The organism is Paenibacillus sp. P32E, from assembly GCF_001909085.1.
In the GTDB taxonomy this organism is placed as follows: Bacteria; Bacillota; Bacilli; order Paenibacillales; family Paenibacillaceae; genus Paenibacillus_AQ; species Paenibacillus_AQ helianthi.
Genome location: NZ_LVYY01000015.1, coordinates 59,696 through 74,828, shown reverse-complemented (window position 1 = coordinate 74,828; position 15,133 = coordinate 59,696). Strand labels below are relative to the sequence as shown.

The 15,133-nt window shown below is 50.5% G+C and carries 12 protein-coding genes; 10 read left to right on the top strand and 2 right to left on the bottom strand.

The genetic code is table 11. The annotated features are described in order from the left end of the window. Window positions 1-257: 257 nt before the first annotated feature. From A3848_RS16095 to A3848_RS16060, 8 genes are all read left to right on the top strand, one after another. Window positions 258-1,148 (top strand): DegV family protein, encoded by an 891-nt coding sequence (locus tag A3848_RS16095; protein ID WP_074085945.1) that lies wholly within the window; start codon window positions 258-260, stop codon window positions 1,146-1,148. A gap of 207 nt (window positions 1,149-1,355) precedes the next feature. After that, a complete protein-coding gene (locus A3848_RS16090) occupies window positions 1,356-2,048 on the top strand; it encodes a response regulator transcription factor (protein ID WP_074085944.1) in 693 nt (230 codons plus the stop codon). Window positions 2,049-2,131: 83 nt separating this feature from the next. Beyond that, window positions 2,132-3,055: an ABC transporter ATP-binding protein gene (locus A3848_RS16085; RefSeq protein WP_074085943.1), complete on the top strand. Its 924-nt coding sequence runs from the start codon at window positions 2,132-2,134 to the stop codon at window positions 3,053-3,055. Further along, entirely contained in the window at window positions 3,048-3,809 is a 762-nt protein-coding gene (locus A3848_RS16080; RefSeq protein ID WP_074085942.1) for an ABC transporter permease, read from the top strand. The genes A3848_RS16085 and A3848_RS16080 overlap by 8 nt, the downstream gene beginning before the upstream one ends. A 22-nt stretch (window positions 3,810-3,831) precedes the next feature. Then, window positions 3,832-4,728: a sensor histidine kinase gene (locus A3848_RS16075; protein WP_083612194.1), complete on the top strand. Its 897-nt coding sequence runs from the start codon at window positions 3,832-3,834 to the stop codon at window positions 4,726-4,728. Between the two features lie 132 nt (window positions 4,729-4,860). Next, complete coding sequence (locus A3848_RS16070; protein WP_074085941.1) at window positions 4,861-5,328, top strand: GyrI-like domain-containing protein; 468 nt, start codon at window positions 4,861-4,863, stop codon at window positions 5,326-5,328. A 407-nt stretch (window positions 5,329-5,735) separates the two neighbouring features. Then, window positions 5,736-6,452 carry a type 2 periplasmic-binding domain-containing protein gene (locus tag A3848_RS16065; protein ID WP_074085940.1) on the top strand — a complete coding sequence of 239 codons (717 nt, stop codon included), beginning with the start codon at window positions 5,736-5,738 and terminating at the stop codon, window positions 6,450-6,452. 44 nt (window positions 6,453-6,496) lie between these two features. After that, a complete protein-coding gene (locus A3848_RS16060; RefSeq protein WP_074085939.1) occupies window positions 6,497-8,230 on the top strand; it encodes a family 10 glycosylhydrolase in 1,734 nt (577 codons plus the stop codon). Window positions 8,231-8,397: 167 nt separating this feature from the next. Here the strand turns inward: A3848_RS16060 and A3848_RS16055 are convergent, their stop codons facing one another. Beyond that, window positions 8,398-9,252: an AraC family transcriptional regulator gene (locus tag A3848_RS16055; protein WP_074085938.1), complete on the bottom strand. Its 855-nt coding sequence runs from the start codon at window positions 9,250-9,252 to the stop codon at window positions 8,398-8,400. Between the two features lie 370 nt (window positions 9,253-9,622). Beyond that, the gene (locus A3848_RS16050; RefSeq protein WP_074085937.1) at window positions 9,623-10,150 is read right to left on the bottom strand and encodes a hypothetical protein; all 528 of its coding nucleotides are present in this window, start codon (window positions 10,148-10,150) and stop codon (window positions 9,623-9,625) included. A gap of 244 nt (window positions 10,151-10,394) precedes the next feature. On the opposite strand from A3848_RS16050, the gene A3848_RS16045 reads away from it, so the two are divergent. Both A3848_RS16045 and A3848_RS16040 read left to right on the top strand, forming a co-directional pair. Then, window positions 10,395-13,073: a YhgE/Pip domain-containing protein gene (locus A3848_RS16045; RefSeq protein ID WP_074085936.1), complete on the top strand. Its 2,679-nt coding sequence runs from the start codon at window positions 10,395-10,397 to the stop codon at window positions 13,071-13,073. A gap of 150 nt (window positions 13,074-13,223) precedes the next feature. Next, entirely contained in the window at window positions 13,224-14,624 is a 1,401-nt protein-coding gene (locus A3848_RS16040; protein WP_178382014.1) for a helix-turn-helix domain-containing protein, read from the top strand. The last annotated feature ends 509 nt before the right edge of the window (window positions 14,625-15,133 follow it).

Below are 15,133 nucleotides of genomic sequence, written 5' to 3'. Positions count from 1 at the left end.
AGCCATGAGGCAGTAGTAAATCATAAGTAACGGCCATTTTTTTAGCGTCTTCACATACCATATCCAGTCGGTTCTTTAATAGGTATATCTATCATGTGAAATGTGAATTTATGTCGAATCATGTTGAAAAAGGTGCCGGTAATTATCTCGTAATCGCTATATGAGCGCTTGGTTTCCTGTATAATTTACGAATATGCAGATAGTTGAAGCTGCTGATTCCTGATCGCAACCAATCCCTCACGAAAGAGAGCAGTGACATGAAATCCATCGCTTGGGTAACCGACAGCACCAGCACAATTGACTCTGAATTCGCCATAAATAACCATGTATATATTGTTCCTCTCCGTCTAATTGTCAATAATGAATGTTATAAAGAAAATATCGAAATCACCGCCGACCAGTTCTATGATAAAATGCGCCAGAATGACAAGGTTGGCAGTTCCCAGCCGCCGATCGGTGAGTTCGTAGAGTTATACGAGCGCCTGAAGGAAGAGTATGACGAAATTATTGCGATCCATTGTTCCTCCGAGCTTAGTGGTACTTTCCATACCTCTATACAGGCAGCGGATATCGCTGGAGTTACCGTAATTGGCATTGATTCCAAGGTAGGCGCTTACCCGATCCGTGAGATGATTCTGCGCGGCGTTCACTGGCAGCAGGCAGGTTGCTCTGCGCTGGAGATCAAGAGCAGAATCGAAAATATCATTGAAGAGATGTCTTTCTATCTGATCCCTGCCAGTCTCAGCCAGCTGCACCGCAGCGGTCGACTCTCTGGCTCTCAGCTTGTACTGGGCCAGCTGATGCGGATTCATCTGCTGCTGAAGTTCGATGAAGGCAAAGTTGTCGTTGTGGACAAAATCCGCACCTTCAAGAAGACGAAGCAAAAGTTGCTGGAGACACTCCACAAGGATATCTGGCGGATCCAGGATATTTGCATTATGCATGCCAACAATATGGAAGAGGCGCTGAGCCTGGAGTCGGCCATCAAGGATATGTCGCCTTCTGTGCGTACAGAAATCATGACTTTTGTTCCGGTAGTAGGTGTTCATATGGGCGAGGGAACGCTCGCGCTTTCATGGATTAATAATACAGCCCTTAACAGTATCACTGTTCAGGATAAAGTACTGGAGCCTATGCTTTGGGATTGAGTCCCGCTCGGCCAAATTGCTTGCATACAAAAAACCAGCAGGTCCCGGAGTGGGTCTGCTGGTTTTTTGCGAACCATGGGAGTCCAAATTAATCTCTTCGCCAGGTCATAAAAAATGCTGTTCTGGAATCAGAGGTAAAAATAGTCTATCATAAATGCTGATGAACATAGGTTTGAAAGCTGATAACAGATAGTACAAGGAGATTAGATGAATAATTCGATCAATATTCTCGTGGCCGAAGACGACAGTGACATCAGCCGGCTGCTGTGTAGCATTATTAGAAAAAGCGGTTACGTGCCACAGCCTGCCTTCTCCGGAACGGAGGCGCTGCTCTATCTGGAGCAACGGCAATGGAGCATGGTACTGCTCGATCTGATGCTGCCGGGAATGACGGGCGAGGAGCTGCTTAAATGGATCCGCGTGCGGGGCGGTATGCCAGTGATCATCATTTCGGCCAAGGGTGAGCAGCAGACCAAGGTATCAGCTCTGCGCGGAGGGGCGGATGACTTCATTACGAAGCCTTTCGATATCGAGGAAGTATCGGCGCGCATCGATTCCCATCTGCGCCGGTATGCGCAGATCGCTCCTCCGGCTGTGCCGAGCGTATTGCAGCATAAGGGATTGGTACTCGACCACGATTCCAAAACGGTTACGGCAGAGGGGGCGGAGGTTGCGCTGACCGTCCGGGAGTACGAGATTGTCGCATTGTTTTTATCGGCACCGAAAAAGGTATTCACGAAAGCCAATCTATATGAAAGCGTATGGGATGAGCCATACCACGGAGACGATAATACGGTCAATGTCCATATGAGCAATTTGCGGAGTAAACTGGCGAAGGCTGCGCCTGGCAGCGAATTTATCGAGACGGTATGGGGCATGGGCTATCGGCTGAAGCCTTAAGACATTCTTAAGAATTGGCTTTAGCCCCTCTTAAGTTTTCGTTTCTATACTTGGTCTATCACATAAGGGAGGCCAAGACGACAATGAACGAGTATGTATTGCAAACGAATCAATTGTCTAAGAAGTTCAAAGGCAGCGCAGCGCTGGATAAAGTGAATTTGTCTATCCGCAAAGGTTCCATATATGGCTTTATTGGGCAGAACGGAGCCGGAAAATCGACGCTGATGCGCATCGTTACCGGACTTGCTTTTCCGTCCGACGGAAGTATCGAGCTGTTCGGAGCCAGCGATGAGCGGGCGTTGACCCAGGCCCGCAAGCGGATGGGGCTGATTATCGAGAGCCCCTCGTTGTTCCCCCACATGACTGCCGCCGAGAATCTGGAGGCGAACCGTCTCCTCCGGGGCATCCCCGGCAAAGACTGCGTCGACAGGATGCTGGAATGGGTCGGTTTGCAGGGAACAGGCAGGAAAAAAGTGAGGAATTTCTCACTTGGCATGAAGCAGCGGCTGGGTCTGGCGATCGCCTTGCTGGGCGACCCCGAATTTCTAATTCTGGACGAGCCGACCAACGGACTCGATCCGATGAGCGTTATCGAGATGCGCGAGCTGCTCAAGCAGCTCAACCACGAACGAGGGATAACGATTCTGATCTCCAGCCACATTCTGAGTGAGCTGCATTTGCTGGCAAGCCATTACGGCATTATTCATCACGGCAAGCTGCTGGAGCAGCTCACTGCACAGGAATTGAACGATAAATGCCAGCAGTACGTGTATATCAAAGCGGATAACCCGGACAAGGCAGCAACCGTTATTCAGAATGAGTTCCGCACAGCCGATTTCGAGGTGATGCCGGATGGGGCCATCAAGCTGTATGGCCACATGGAGCAGCCAGGCAAAGTATCGTCGACGCTTTTCTCCGCAGGCCTGGAAATCGAGCAGTTTATGCCGATGGGCGAAGACCTGGAGAGCTATTTTATGAAGCGGATCGGAGGTGCCGGGCATGTATAACCTGATCAGGTCAGAACTGTTCAAGCTGCGTAAGGACAGATCATTCCGGGTGCTGCTGCTCATAACCGCCGCTCTTTCACTGGTGTATCCACTGCTCTACTATTTTGACAATAAGTCGAGTGGAGATCCGCAATTTACAGGAGCCGAATTTCTGATTAAATTTATGGCAAGCAATGGCTATGTGATCAAATTCGGCGTAGCAGCGTTGGCCGGATTCTTCATCGCGAGTGAATATGCGACGGGTGTCATGAAGACGATCGCATCGTCGGGCAACGATAGAGGACGGCTGTTCACCGCCAAGCTGATCGGATTCTCGGTCGGAGCCATGGCTGTCTCTCTGGTATTCCCGATCGTAAGCACGACCGAAGTTTCACTACTTTCAGGTTTTGGCCATTTGCCGGAGGGGGTTGACGCGTTCTTCATACCACGGGCCCTCGGACTAACACTGCTGTACACTGCAGGCTACGCGGCGATCGGGGCGCTGTTCACTGCCGTGTTCACCGAAAGCGGCAAGACGATCGGCTTCTCGATGATTTTCTTCCTTATGATTGACACGGTTTTGGGGGGCTTGGGTGAGTACATCCCTTTCTTTACTACAGTGTATGATTATTCTATCTTCAAGCTGATGAACGATATCGGCAAGCCCAGCATCGACGGCGGCGATCTGCCGGCGCTCCTGCTTGTGCCATTGCTGACGATTGTCGCAGCCGGGCTGCTCGGTATTCTCGTGTTCCGTAGAAAGGAAATAAAATAAAAGTAAGAGGGGCGGAAGAGAGTTGCTTATCATAACGCTCATATCGGTTACGGTGGCGGCTCTTCTGCTTGCCCATCTGCTGCTGATGAGGCGGGAGCTGGGGCGGATGACATCGCAGCTGCGCCGCTATAATGAGCGGACAACCGGTAAAAAAATAGACGTAACTCTATTCGACCGGCGGCTCGAAGCGCTTGCGGGTCAAATTAACAGCCAGTCCGACCTCGTAGTCGATGCAGAGGCCCGCAGAAGACGAACAGAAAATGAGCTGCGGCAGGCAATTACGAACATTTCCCATGATATTCGTACTCCGCTGACCTCCATCTTTGGATATATTCAACTGCTGGAAGCAGAGCCTATTACGCCCGAGGAGAAGCACGAATACCTCACAATCGTTAAAAATCGCACGAAACGGCTGCAAGCGCTATTGAACGATTTCTTCGAGCTGTCCTTAATTGAATCTTCGGATTATCAGCTTAAGTCCGAGCGGATCGAAATGACTGTCCTCCTGTCAGACATTCTGGTGGGTTTCTACGACCGGTTCAACGAACGGAACATTACGCCGGATATCCGGCTGCCGAAGGAAGCGGTGGCTATATATGCTGACGAATCAGCCGTGCGGAGGGTCGTTGAGAATTTGCTTATTAATACTGTCAAACATGCGGCCGGTCATGTGGAGATCTGCTTCGAGCAACGGGAGAAGACAGCCATGTTCAGGATCGTGAATGAAGCGAAGGAGTTATCCGACATCGATGTGAGGCTGCTATTCGACCGCTTCTATACGGTCGACCGCACCCGGTCCGCCCAAGGATCGGGACTTGGTCTTTCCATAGCGAAAAGTCTAATGGACAAGATGAACGGCTCCCTGACAGCGGAGCTGCATGGGGGCAATTTAACGATGACCTGCCGTTGGAAGCTGTAAGGCGCAATGCCAGCATGAGCCTCTCATTTGCATCATTCGCTTCATCCACTTGTGATGCATTTCATTTCCTGATTTATCCATTATACTTATACTCTTGGATAAAGTACTTCTATTTCCGGAGGTTTTGTGAATATGGAGCGAATCCGTGTAATTGAGATCCCACCTCTAACGGTCGTTAATTCGGGAAACATATCATCTATGGAGGATTTCGAAGCGTTTGACCAATGGTGGTCTTCTGTCGATGTCAAGCATTACATTACGCCCCGCGACTTTATGTGGTATAACGTCAAGAAAGGTTACTTGGAATGGTTTTTTGCGCTGCCAGAAGGATACAAAGATACAGGTGGATACGAGGTTGCCGATTTCCCTGGGGGATTATATGCAGTTGCAACTTCAAAAGATGCAGAGGAAGTGGCCATCCAGGAAACTAAAGCATCCATTCGCGCATGGGTTGAGACAAGTGGGTGCTTCGAAATATCAACAAGCGAGAATGATTCAGCTGAACGTTACGAAATGACCCATGTTACTACACCCAAGGTATTCAAAGAGAAAATGGGCTATCATCTATCGGATATATTCGTACCGATTGTGGCGAAATGACAACACAGGCCACATATTGCTTTCACTAATCAGCAAGTTTTTTGTAGAAAAGCTCGCAGGAGCCTGTGTTTACATCATGACGACTATAGGGGAGAGGGTAGTCACACTCCGGTCGAAACGATGCGTAAACAGGCTTCTGCGGGTTTATTTGTGTTACAGAATGATGTAGTAGGCAAAGAAAATTAATGCCGTCAAACTCTTTAGCGTTGTACTTTGATGAAAATATAATAAACCAGATTTCTTCGGGTTATGTTCCGCCGCTGAGATTCACAACATCTTTAAGTTCTGGCTGTTATTTATTTGGATGTTCAAGACATAATCATCCGGAATATTGGAAAAGGGAAGAGGATAAAACGATGTAAGTTGAGAATTTTCCTACTGTCCGGTTAAAAAGTTCGAAGAGACCATTGTTCTTCGCATATACCGTACCTGACTGCAGCAATCCGGACAGCGGATATGAGATTATTTGGCCGGTTCATAAAGCCGGATTAGACAAGAACAAGGTGTTTGTAAGCGGTTTTGAGACGCTGGGCTGGAACGTCAATGTCATTACGACCAAAGCAAAGGATCCAGAGGCTATCTTTGCTTACTATGACTGGATAACGGGTCCGGAGGGACAGAAGGTTCTGTTCTTCGGTCCGAAAGGCCTGTATTGGAATGAAGAGGATGCGGATGGCGCTCCGATTCCGAACGAGAAATACAAGACGGCATCTGCTAACGAGCGTACCGAAATCATGCGGAAATTCGAAGACTTTAACTGGGCGGGAAATACGACCTTTATCGATACGGCAAAAATGAACCTCGAGGCTTCGCTTTCCGCGAACCAGAAATCGTGGGAGACGGTGGCGCAGTCCACGGTGACCTGGAAAACCGCTCTGGACATTACGGAATTTGTGAATACCGACCCGGTTCCCGATACGGAGATCGGCATCATCGCCCAAAATATTCAGAATATTCATACCCTTGCTTTTGCCCAGATGGTTCAGGCGAAGTCGGATGAAGAGGTGCTGTCGGCCCTGGAGACGGCTAAAAAGAATGCCAAAAAATCCGGGCTGGATAAGCTGCTAGAGTTCAAAACCAAAAGATGGCAGGAGAATGTCCAGAAAATCAACGCGACGAAATAATTCTTGTTTAAAACATAATGAAGACTATTTATGGAGGCGAGAATATGACATTTACACTGAGAGCAAGGTCCATGGCGGTGTTAAGCTTCGCGCTGATTTTCTCGGTACTGGGTTCTTCGGTTCCTGTTATGGCCGAGGAGGAGAGTAATCCCCCTTTTGAGACGGAGGTCATTGTACGAACCGTAAACCAGTTTAAGAACGTGGCGGATGTTCAGAACTTTATCAGGCTGTCCGAACGCTATGGAGTGGATGTCATCAGCATGAATGTGAAGCAGGATGAAGATGACGAGGTGCCATCCGGGCGGGTGTTTTATCAGAGTGATATCGCTCCGATTGCACAGGGCTACGAGAATTTCGATGCCCTTCAGGAGGTCAATACAGCAGCCCACGCCGCAGGAATTAAAGTCCATGCCTGGATTCCGCAGTTCCATGATCAGGAGGCCTTCCTGAAGCATAAGGAATGGCAGATGCAGTCGGTGGTCAACGGGGTTCAGACTCCGTTTACAGGTTCTAACGGTAACGAATATTTCGTCAATCCGATTCACCATGAAGTGCAGCAGTATGAGCGCTCCATCATTCAGGAAGTCATCGAGAATTATGCTGTTGACGGTGTTGTGCTGGACTGGATCCGTTTCGACAATTACAACATGGACGTCAGCGATTACACGGTGGCCAAATATAAGGCGCAATTCGGATATTCACCGCTCAGTATTAATTTCGGTGCGGATTCTACTAAGCGGCAGCAGTGGAATGAATGGAGAACAGATCAAATCGGACAGTATGTAGGCGATATCCGTCAGGATATTTCCCAGTCCTCGAATCCGGATGTGCAGCTTGGCGTGTATATTTTGCCGCCGGAATTTACAGAGGTTGGGCAGAATGTAGCCAAATTCAAGGATTCTATCGACTTTGTCGCCCCTATGGCGTACTTTGATGACTGGGAATTCAACAGCGACTGGGTGTACAGCACGGAATACGGTATCCTGAAGGATACGAGCGACCGGATCAGCGGCAGCCAAGTGGAAATTGTAGCAACGCTGGATAATGACTGGACTGATGATCAATATCAGGAGATTTACCAGGGAATCCGCGAGAATTACCCTGGCGTGAAGCGTCTGTCGTTCTTTTCTTATGGGGCCTGGCCTGAAGCCGAGCTGGCCAAAATCGATGAACGTACAACATGGCCGACACCGGACTGGACACCTCCGGGTGAACATGACTATCCGGCTCAGCTGCCAACAGGGTGGAAGGCAAGGAATATCGGCTCCATGCCGGGGAATGTTGTATACAATTCTTCCAAAAAGCAATTTACAATGAGCAGCACATCCACGGATATTTGGGGGAAAGCGGATCAGATGAACTTTGTCTATCAACCTGTGAAGGGTGATGCGGAGATCATTGTTCAGATGCGTTCAACTGAACGTATGGACGGCTGGGCCAAGGCCGGCGTTATGATTCGGGAGTCGCTGGGGCATGATGCAAAGCACGCAGACATGATGATTACCCCTGAGAATGGGGCAACCTTCCAGTATCGGAAAGAGACGGCGGGCAGCTCGGTTGACCAGACAACAGATGCTTCTGCTTCAAGCTGGCTTAAGCTGAACCGAAAGGGAAATACCTTCACTGGCGCAGTTTCGTCTGACGGGAAGCGCTGGACGAAGGCCGGAACCGTACAGATCTCGATGAACCGCCAGGTGTATATCGGTATAGCGCTCAGCAATCCGGAGGGTGACGCGAAGAATAAGGCTGTGTTTGGCAATGTGAAGATCACCAATTAAGCCCTAATACGCAAACATGAGGCTAACCACAACGGATAGCCTCATGTTTGCCGGTACAGGCATTATCTTTAATTATCACATTAGAAGGGACTTTACTTGTATACCCCCCAACAACTCACTGCCATAAGTTGTTGGGGCATCTTTCGGTCTGTAGAAATCTTCCAGGGTCACTCATAGAACAGCAGCCGCTTGGCATAAGCGTTGCGGAAATCTGAGGGCGTCAGGCCGACGATCTTCTTGAAGGATTTCATGAAATTATGGCAGTCTGTATAGCCGAGCTGGATGGAGACTTCGCTGATGTTCTGATTCGTGTCGGCGAGCAGGAATTTGGCCAACTCCATCTTTTGCTGCAGAATGTACTGCTTCAACGAGATGCCGGAGATAGTGGTAAACAGGTGGGAGAGGTACTTATCGTTATATCCGAAGTAAGCGGCGATTTGCGACACCTTGATATGCTCGCTTCGGCTCCATTTTATGTAGTCCACGATATCGTTGTAGAGCTGCTCCTGTTTGGTTTTTTTGGACGGATTGGAATCCGTATGGAACAACTGGTTGTACAGCTCGCATAAAATGACTGTCGCCATGTAATTGTTCAGCGTTTTATGATTGTAGCCCCGCACTGAATCCTGCAGTTGCTTCATCATTACGATAATTTTCTCCAGGCTCTTCAGGGTCCCATATTGGGGTAGCAGAATGACGTTATCTTGCTCACTATGGCTGGAGGTGGCCACATCGGTGATGGTGATCCCGGACTTGGCCGAAAAATGCAGCCAGTAGAAGCAGCAATCGGATGAACGGGTTCCATATTGTCTGGTAAGCGGGGGAAGTAAGAGGTATTCACCCTTGGAGACTACAAATTGCTGTTTGTCACCCGCCAAATATAACACGCCCTCAGTCATGACAATAAGCTCGTAATCCTGCAGTACTCTGCTCAGGTGAACCCAATCGGAGGACGGTGCGACAAATTTGCCGGTGATCTCCAGATCAACCGGTGTATCCACATGCAGTTCAAAAGCAGTCATCCGTACATCCCCTTTTTCAGACTTTTATACACTTGTTAATACTCTAATTATTAATGAAATCCGGCCTGAAGTAAAGCGCTTACAACCTAAAGGGTTTAGGAAACATCTAACCTTTTTACACATGTTCAAACTTGAAATATACTAATTCGAAAGGAGAAGCTTCAAAAAAGACCATCTGTTCTTACACAGAATCTTTATCAGGCTACTCCAAAGTTATCATTACAAATGATAATATATCGGTTGAACAGAATTGCAGTTAGCAATGAGGAAGACTTCGAAGCCTCCGGTCGTGTTACTTTACAGATACTACTGCACACCAAACGAGCATCGTCTATATAGACGATGCTCGTTTGGTGTGCAGACTATGAAGTTACGGAGTGTATTGCTGTACGATCGAGATCACCTTGCCATCCTGAACCGTAATGTGGTATGGGGACTGGCTGAGATCGATGATGTCCTTTTTGGCGAATTCCGTCATGAACTTGTGAAGCGTAATGGCTTCATTCCATTGTATATCCAAATCCCCCGGTTTCCCTGTATGGTCGTAAATCTGCATCGTTACCGTAGCATTATCAGCGATGGGATAGGAAGTGAGCGAGTCACTGTCATTCACAATATAGTAATCATCCGGTACTCCGCCAAGCTCTGCTGCAGCCTCAGGCTCACGTTCCGCAAAGATACGGTTCGCTTCAGCACCTTCGTACCATTCGATTGGGTCGGCGGTCATGATCGTATGTCCGTCTTTGGACTTCAGCGCATGTATATAAACCGTCAATTCCTGACTTTTATTGCCGCTTTGTGCATCTGCGCGTGTACCTACCGTACTAGCCGTAGTCACGAGGGAGAGGAACAGGAGGACCAGAGCAGGAAACAGAACAACCGATTTTCTTTTGAACATGTAAAAATTCCCCCTTGATATGAATATGACACGGTGTACATCTATATAACTCATTACCCTTCGCTGGTTTTCTCAAACGGGCTTTGTACCTTTATAAACGTAATTCCGGTGAAAATGTTGCAAAAAGTTTTGAACCTGTGAAGCAGAAAAATATAGGACAAGCAGAAATGAATTTATTACTTTAAATAAGCCATTCCTGGGCATATTAAGCTATCCAGATTACGGCATGGGGGGAAGCGCAAATATGGCGGCGATATGGCAAATATACAAAAGGGATTGGATGGGCCTGCTCAAAGCTCCGGTAGCCCTAATGCTGGTTGCCGCACTTGCGGTGCTGCCCTCGGTCTACGATTGGGTAAATGTGGCGGCAGTGTGGGACCCGTACAGCAATACATCCGGCATCCAAGTCGCGGTGGCCAGTCTGGATAAAGGGGCCACTGTGAACGGTACAGGTTTCAACATTGGGGATGAGGTGCTGGAGAGCCTGCATGGCAACAAGTCGCTGGGCTGGACGTTCACTGATGCAGAAGCAGCAGTGCAAGGGGTGCAGCGCGGAGATTATTATGCCAGCATTGTTATACCGGAAGAGTTCTCACAGCGGATGGCAGGGGTCCTCGAAGGTGAACTGGTAAAACCGGAAGTAGACTATACAGTAAATGAAAAAATGAATGCCATTGCTCCAAAAATTACTGCCAAAGGTGCTTCCGCTATTACCGCTCAGATTAGCGGGCGCTTCACCGAAACCCTTAGCCGCACAGTGCTTACTGCCCTAAGTGCCATTGACCGTGAATTTCAGGCTGAGCTGCCTGTCATCCGCAAGGTGGAGCAGGGGCTTTTCAAGCTGGAAGCGAGCCTGCCGGAAATTGAAAAGGCAGGGAAGCTGGTATTGAAGCTGCAGGAGGACTGGCCGCAGATCGCCGGTGCCGCCGGACGGATGGCTAGCGTTACGGACAAGCTGCCGGAAGTAGAAGAGGCCGGCAGGGCAGCAGAGCTGCTGGATGAGCATTGGGGGCAGATCAGCGATGCCGCGGGCAGGCTGCAGGAGCTGCAGGGCAGGCTCCCGGACCTAACGCACGCGGCACAGCTCTTGTCCGGCCTGGACGCTGATTTCATTCGGGCCAGACAGGTGCTGGGCCTTGCCGCAGACCGGCTGGATGAGGCTGCAGCCGTTGTCGCTGCGGCCGCCAAGGGCCTGCCGCAGACCGACAGGATTGCTGCAGGAGGGCCCGCCTTCGGGCAGGAGCTGCAGCAGTTCCTTACGCAGAACAGCGCGGCTTTTGCCGCTGTTCCGCAGGTGCTGCAGCAGAATCTCTATCTGCTGCAGCAGAGTGCAGACAGCGCCGCGCTGCTGGCAGGCCAGCTCGCTGAAGGCCCCCCGCTGCCGGGCGCAGCGGCGGCGGACCAACTGCAGCTGGCCGCAGACCGGCTGACCGCCGGAAGCGGCGCGCTGCAGCACACGGCGGCTCTCTTCGCCGCCGTGAACACCCTCGCGCCCGGCGCTGTGCCGGGCAGCGAGCTCCGCGCCCTGGCCGGGGCGCGGGCTTCTTTTGCCGCCGGCGCTGCGCAGGCGGCACACCTTGCCGCCGCATTGCGGGGCGGCGGCAAGCTGGACCCCGCCGCGCTGGCGCAGCTCGGTGAGAATTCCGCCCGCAGCGCTGAGGCGCTGGGGGGAATTCTCACGCGCTACGGCGCGGAGGGGCAGCATGCGCTGCAGGGCACGCTGCAGCAGCTGACTCTGGCGGCGGGGCACGCCGCCACAGCCTTGCAGGAGGCGCCCGCACGGCTGGCGGCGCTGGACACGGTGCTGGATGAAGCGGGAACCGCCATCCAGTACGGGCAGACCGGCCTGGCCGCACTGCGGGAACCTCTGCATGTGATGGGAGATGAGGTTCGTGCGGCGGCAGCCGGAATGAACGGCCGGCTGGCAGCGTTCAGCGATTTCGTCACGCATGTGCTGCCGCGCATTCAGAACGGGCTGCCCGCTGCCGGAGAAAAAATTCATACGGCGGCTGAATTTGCCCGCAAGGACCTGCCGGGGGTAGAGGACAAGTTCCGCCGTGTGTCCGAACGGATTACCGCCGGACTTCCCCGTGCAGATCAGGGGGTGGACCGGGCTGCAGAACTGGTGCGGAATGATCTGCCTGTCCTGGAGCAGGCCGTCCGCCGCGCTGCTGATACGGTCCGCAAGATCAAGAAGGAGGTCAATCTGGAGGAAATCGCTGAACTGCTGGGCGGAAATATCAAGGGAACCAGCGATTTTCTCGCAAATCCCGTGGTGCTGAAGGAAAGGGCATTATACCCGATTCCCAATTACGGTTCGGCCATGACCCCTTTCTATGTGGTGCTTGCCTTGTGGGTTGGAGGAACCCTGCTCATTTCCCTGTTGCGGACTGGTGTCGATACTGGAGGGGTCGCATACCGCAGGTACCAGCTGTATTTTGGGCGGCTGCTGACTTTTCTGACCGTAGGAATTCTACAGGCTCTGGTAGCCGTACTTGGCAATATATATCTGCTGAAATGCTATGTTGCCGACAAGCTGTGGTTTGTGCTGTTTGCCGTCCTGATCAGTATTGTATTTGTGACGATTGTGTTCACGCTGGTCTACATCTTTGGCAGCCTGGGCAAAGGCATAGCCATTGTATTTATGGTGCTCCAGTTCTCCAGCTCGGGAGGAACCTTCCCGGTCAGCATTACCGGACGCTTCTTTCAAATCCTGAACCCGTATATGCCGTTTACATATGCCATCAGCCTGCTCAGAGAGGCGGTTGGCGGCATACTCCCGGAGGTTGCTGTTCGTGATGCTCTGTATTTGGTTCTTTTCGGCATGCTTGCTCTATTGCTGGCCCTTACCCTGCAGAAGCCCCTCGAGCGGTTCATCCGGCGTGCCGCAGAGCAGGCGGAGGAGTCCAGGCTGATCTCCTGACCTGGGGCCAGGCAGTGGAACGGCTGCGATCAGATCTGTCAACCCATATTTAGCGTGCCAATGCACATTGACCTATCCCGGTATAAAACCTAATATATAGGAATATCTGGATTATAGTTCAAATATATGGGTTCTTAGGAAGGTGTTTGTTTGGAATCAAAAACGACAACAATACAATCAGAACTGGAAGCTTATTTGAAAAAAGAAGGTATCACCATTAATCAATTCGCTGGGGTATCAGGGGTGAACTCCGGTACGCTCAGCAGTATTATCAATGGGAACCGTCCCATTGCCATGAAGCAGCTGGACCGGATAACAGCGGGGATGGGGCTTCCCGAAGGTGAATTTTATGAATTATACATAGATGAATGTGTTGTTCACTCCACCCCGGACTGGCGGCGGCTGGGCCCTTTCCTGCAGCGCTGTGCGGAGCTGGACAAGCTTGAATGCATCCGGCAGGTTGTCCAGACCCTTATGGATAATATCTCCTATGCCCAGGCACTGTTTGAAACAGCGGAGGAATTCTTTGCCCAGGGCAAGCGGCAAGCGGCAGCGATATTATATGAAGGTGTGGCAGAGAGTGAGAAATATCAGCATTCGGAGCGGCTGGCCCTCTGCCAGTACCGATTGTTTACCATAGCCCTGGGGAAAGATCAGGATGCCAATCTGCGGACAGCGATGCATTTTGAATACTTTGTCGAGCGGCTCGACGAGGTGGACCAGCTGAATGCGCTGAAGGATTTGGCCAATATTTATGCGTCCTTGCGCCGCTGGAACAGAGTGGAGGCTCTGGCAGAGGAGATGGGGCACAAGGCATCTATCCAATATCAGAATAAGTATCACAAGGTCAGCCGCCGTACGGTCCAAAAAGAACCTGCGAGGCCCCTTTGTTTCTATATCCTCTACGCCCATCTGCTCCGCGCGGCAGTTTGTGATGAACGCGGGGATTATATCCAGGCTCTTCATTATGTCTCGTTATATTCCGATTTCAGCTGGGTTCAGGAGACGACGGAGGAGGCCCGGCAGATTATGGAGCAGTTTAAAGAATGGGCTGAAGCCAATACATATCTGTATCGTCTGATGACAGGAGAGACCAAGGTGCTTGCGGATTATGTTGAATTCATTAACGGCAGAGAGAACGAAATGGTCCCGGGCCTGACCAAAATCATGCAGGCGGCCAACCGCCTGGACTTCAACGTGGACGAAATCATTGAACGTTTCGAGCCTCATCTGGGCCTCAAAAACCTGAAGACCCGAATGGGGAAACTGAATGCTCAGGTGACCGAAGATAAATATACGGTACTGCTGTACGAATTGGCGGTGTATTGCTTAAATGCCCAGAAAATCAAGAATGGTATCGCTTACTTATTCCAATGTCTGGAAACTTCTGTTAGAATGAATAGTGACAGCCATATTGTTCAGTGCGTAGTATTATTTGAGCAATACAGACATCTCAGTTCCGGCGAGGATCAGGAAAGATACAAAATTCTAATTGGCGAGGTGCAAAAGATTAATGATAAGAAAAGTGGCTCTGCTGCTGGCAGTAGGTAGCATTTTTTTTGCTGTTGACGCTCCGGCATTAGTTATGCAATCCGCTTCAACGCATTCATTCATTGAACCTTTGACACATGGGGTAGGTGCCGAGTAATACCTGTAAGGCCTTTTGTGAAATGAAGTTCTTCCTGCAGCTTTCGACCGAATCATCTTCAGAAGCCCCCAAGCCTCTCTTTCCTAAGAGAGGTTTTATTATTTGTATATCCAGAAAGCGTGTTCTATAGGTCGCTGTACGTGCAGAGGAGCATTTCCTTCCATCTAGTGTTTTTGAGCATTTTTCTGCTATGATGGGAACCAAACGGGCGCTCCCGGGGCAGTATCCACAACCACTATTTAAATCAAAGGATGAGTATGGATGACTAGTTCAGCTACTGGAAAAAACAAGGTTTTTCTGTTTCAAGGCGATTCGATTACCGACGGCAATGCATGCGGCTTACTGGCTGTGGGACGGCGTCCATCCGACACATTCCGGTCATGACCTGATTGCCAAAGAATGGCTGAGCGTT

Bases quoted from the DNA above. Each gene is read 5' to 3' on its own strand.
- A3848_RS16095 (WP_074085945.1), top strand. From the start codon at position 258: ATGAAATCCATCGCTTGGGTAACCGACAGCACCAGCACAATTGACTCT.
- A3848_RS16090 (WP_074085944.1), top strand. From the start codon at position 1,356: ATGAATAATTCGATCAATATTCTCGTGGCCGAAGACGACAGTGACATC.
- A3848_RS16085 (WP_074085943.1), top strand. From the start codon at position 2,132: ATGAACGAGTATGTATTGCAAACGAATCAATTGTCTAAGAAGTTCAAA.
- A3848_RS16080 (WP_074085942.1), top strand. From the start codon at position 3,048: ATGTATAACCTGATCAGGTCAGAACTGTTCAAGCTGCGTAAGGACAGA.
- A3848_RS16070 (WP_074085941.1), top strand. From the start codon at position 4,861: ATGGAGCGAATCCGTGTAATTGAGATCCCACCTCTAACGGTCGTTAAT.
- A3848_RS16060 (WP_074085939.1), top strand. From the start codon at position 6,497: ATGACATTTACACTGAGAGCAAGGTCCATGGCGGTGTTAAGCTTCGCG.
- A3848_RS16055 (WP_074085938.1), bottom strand. From the start codon at position 9,252: ATGACTGCTTTTGAACTGCATGTGGATACACCGGTTGATCTGGAGATC.
- A3848_RS16050 (WP_074085937.1), bottom strand. From the start codon at position 10,150: ATGTTCAAAAGAAAATCGGTTGTTCTGTTTCCTGCTCTGGTCCTCCTG.
- A3848_RS16045 (WP_074085936.1), top strand. From the start codon at position 10,395: ATGGCGGCGATATGGCAAATATACAAAAGGGATTGGATGGGCCTGCTC.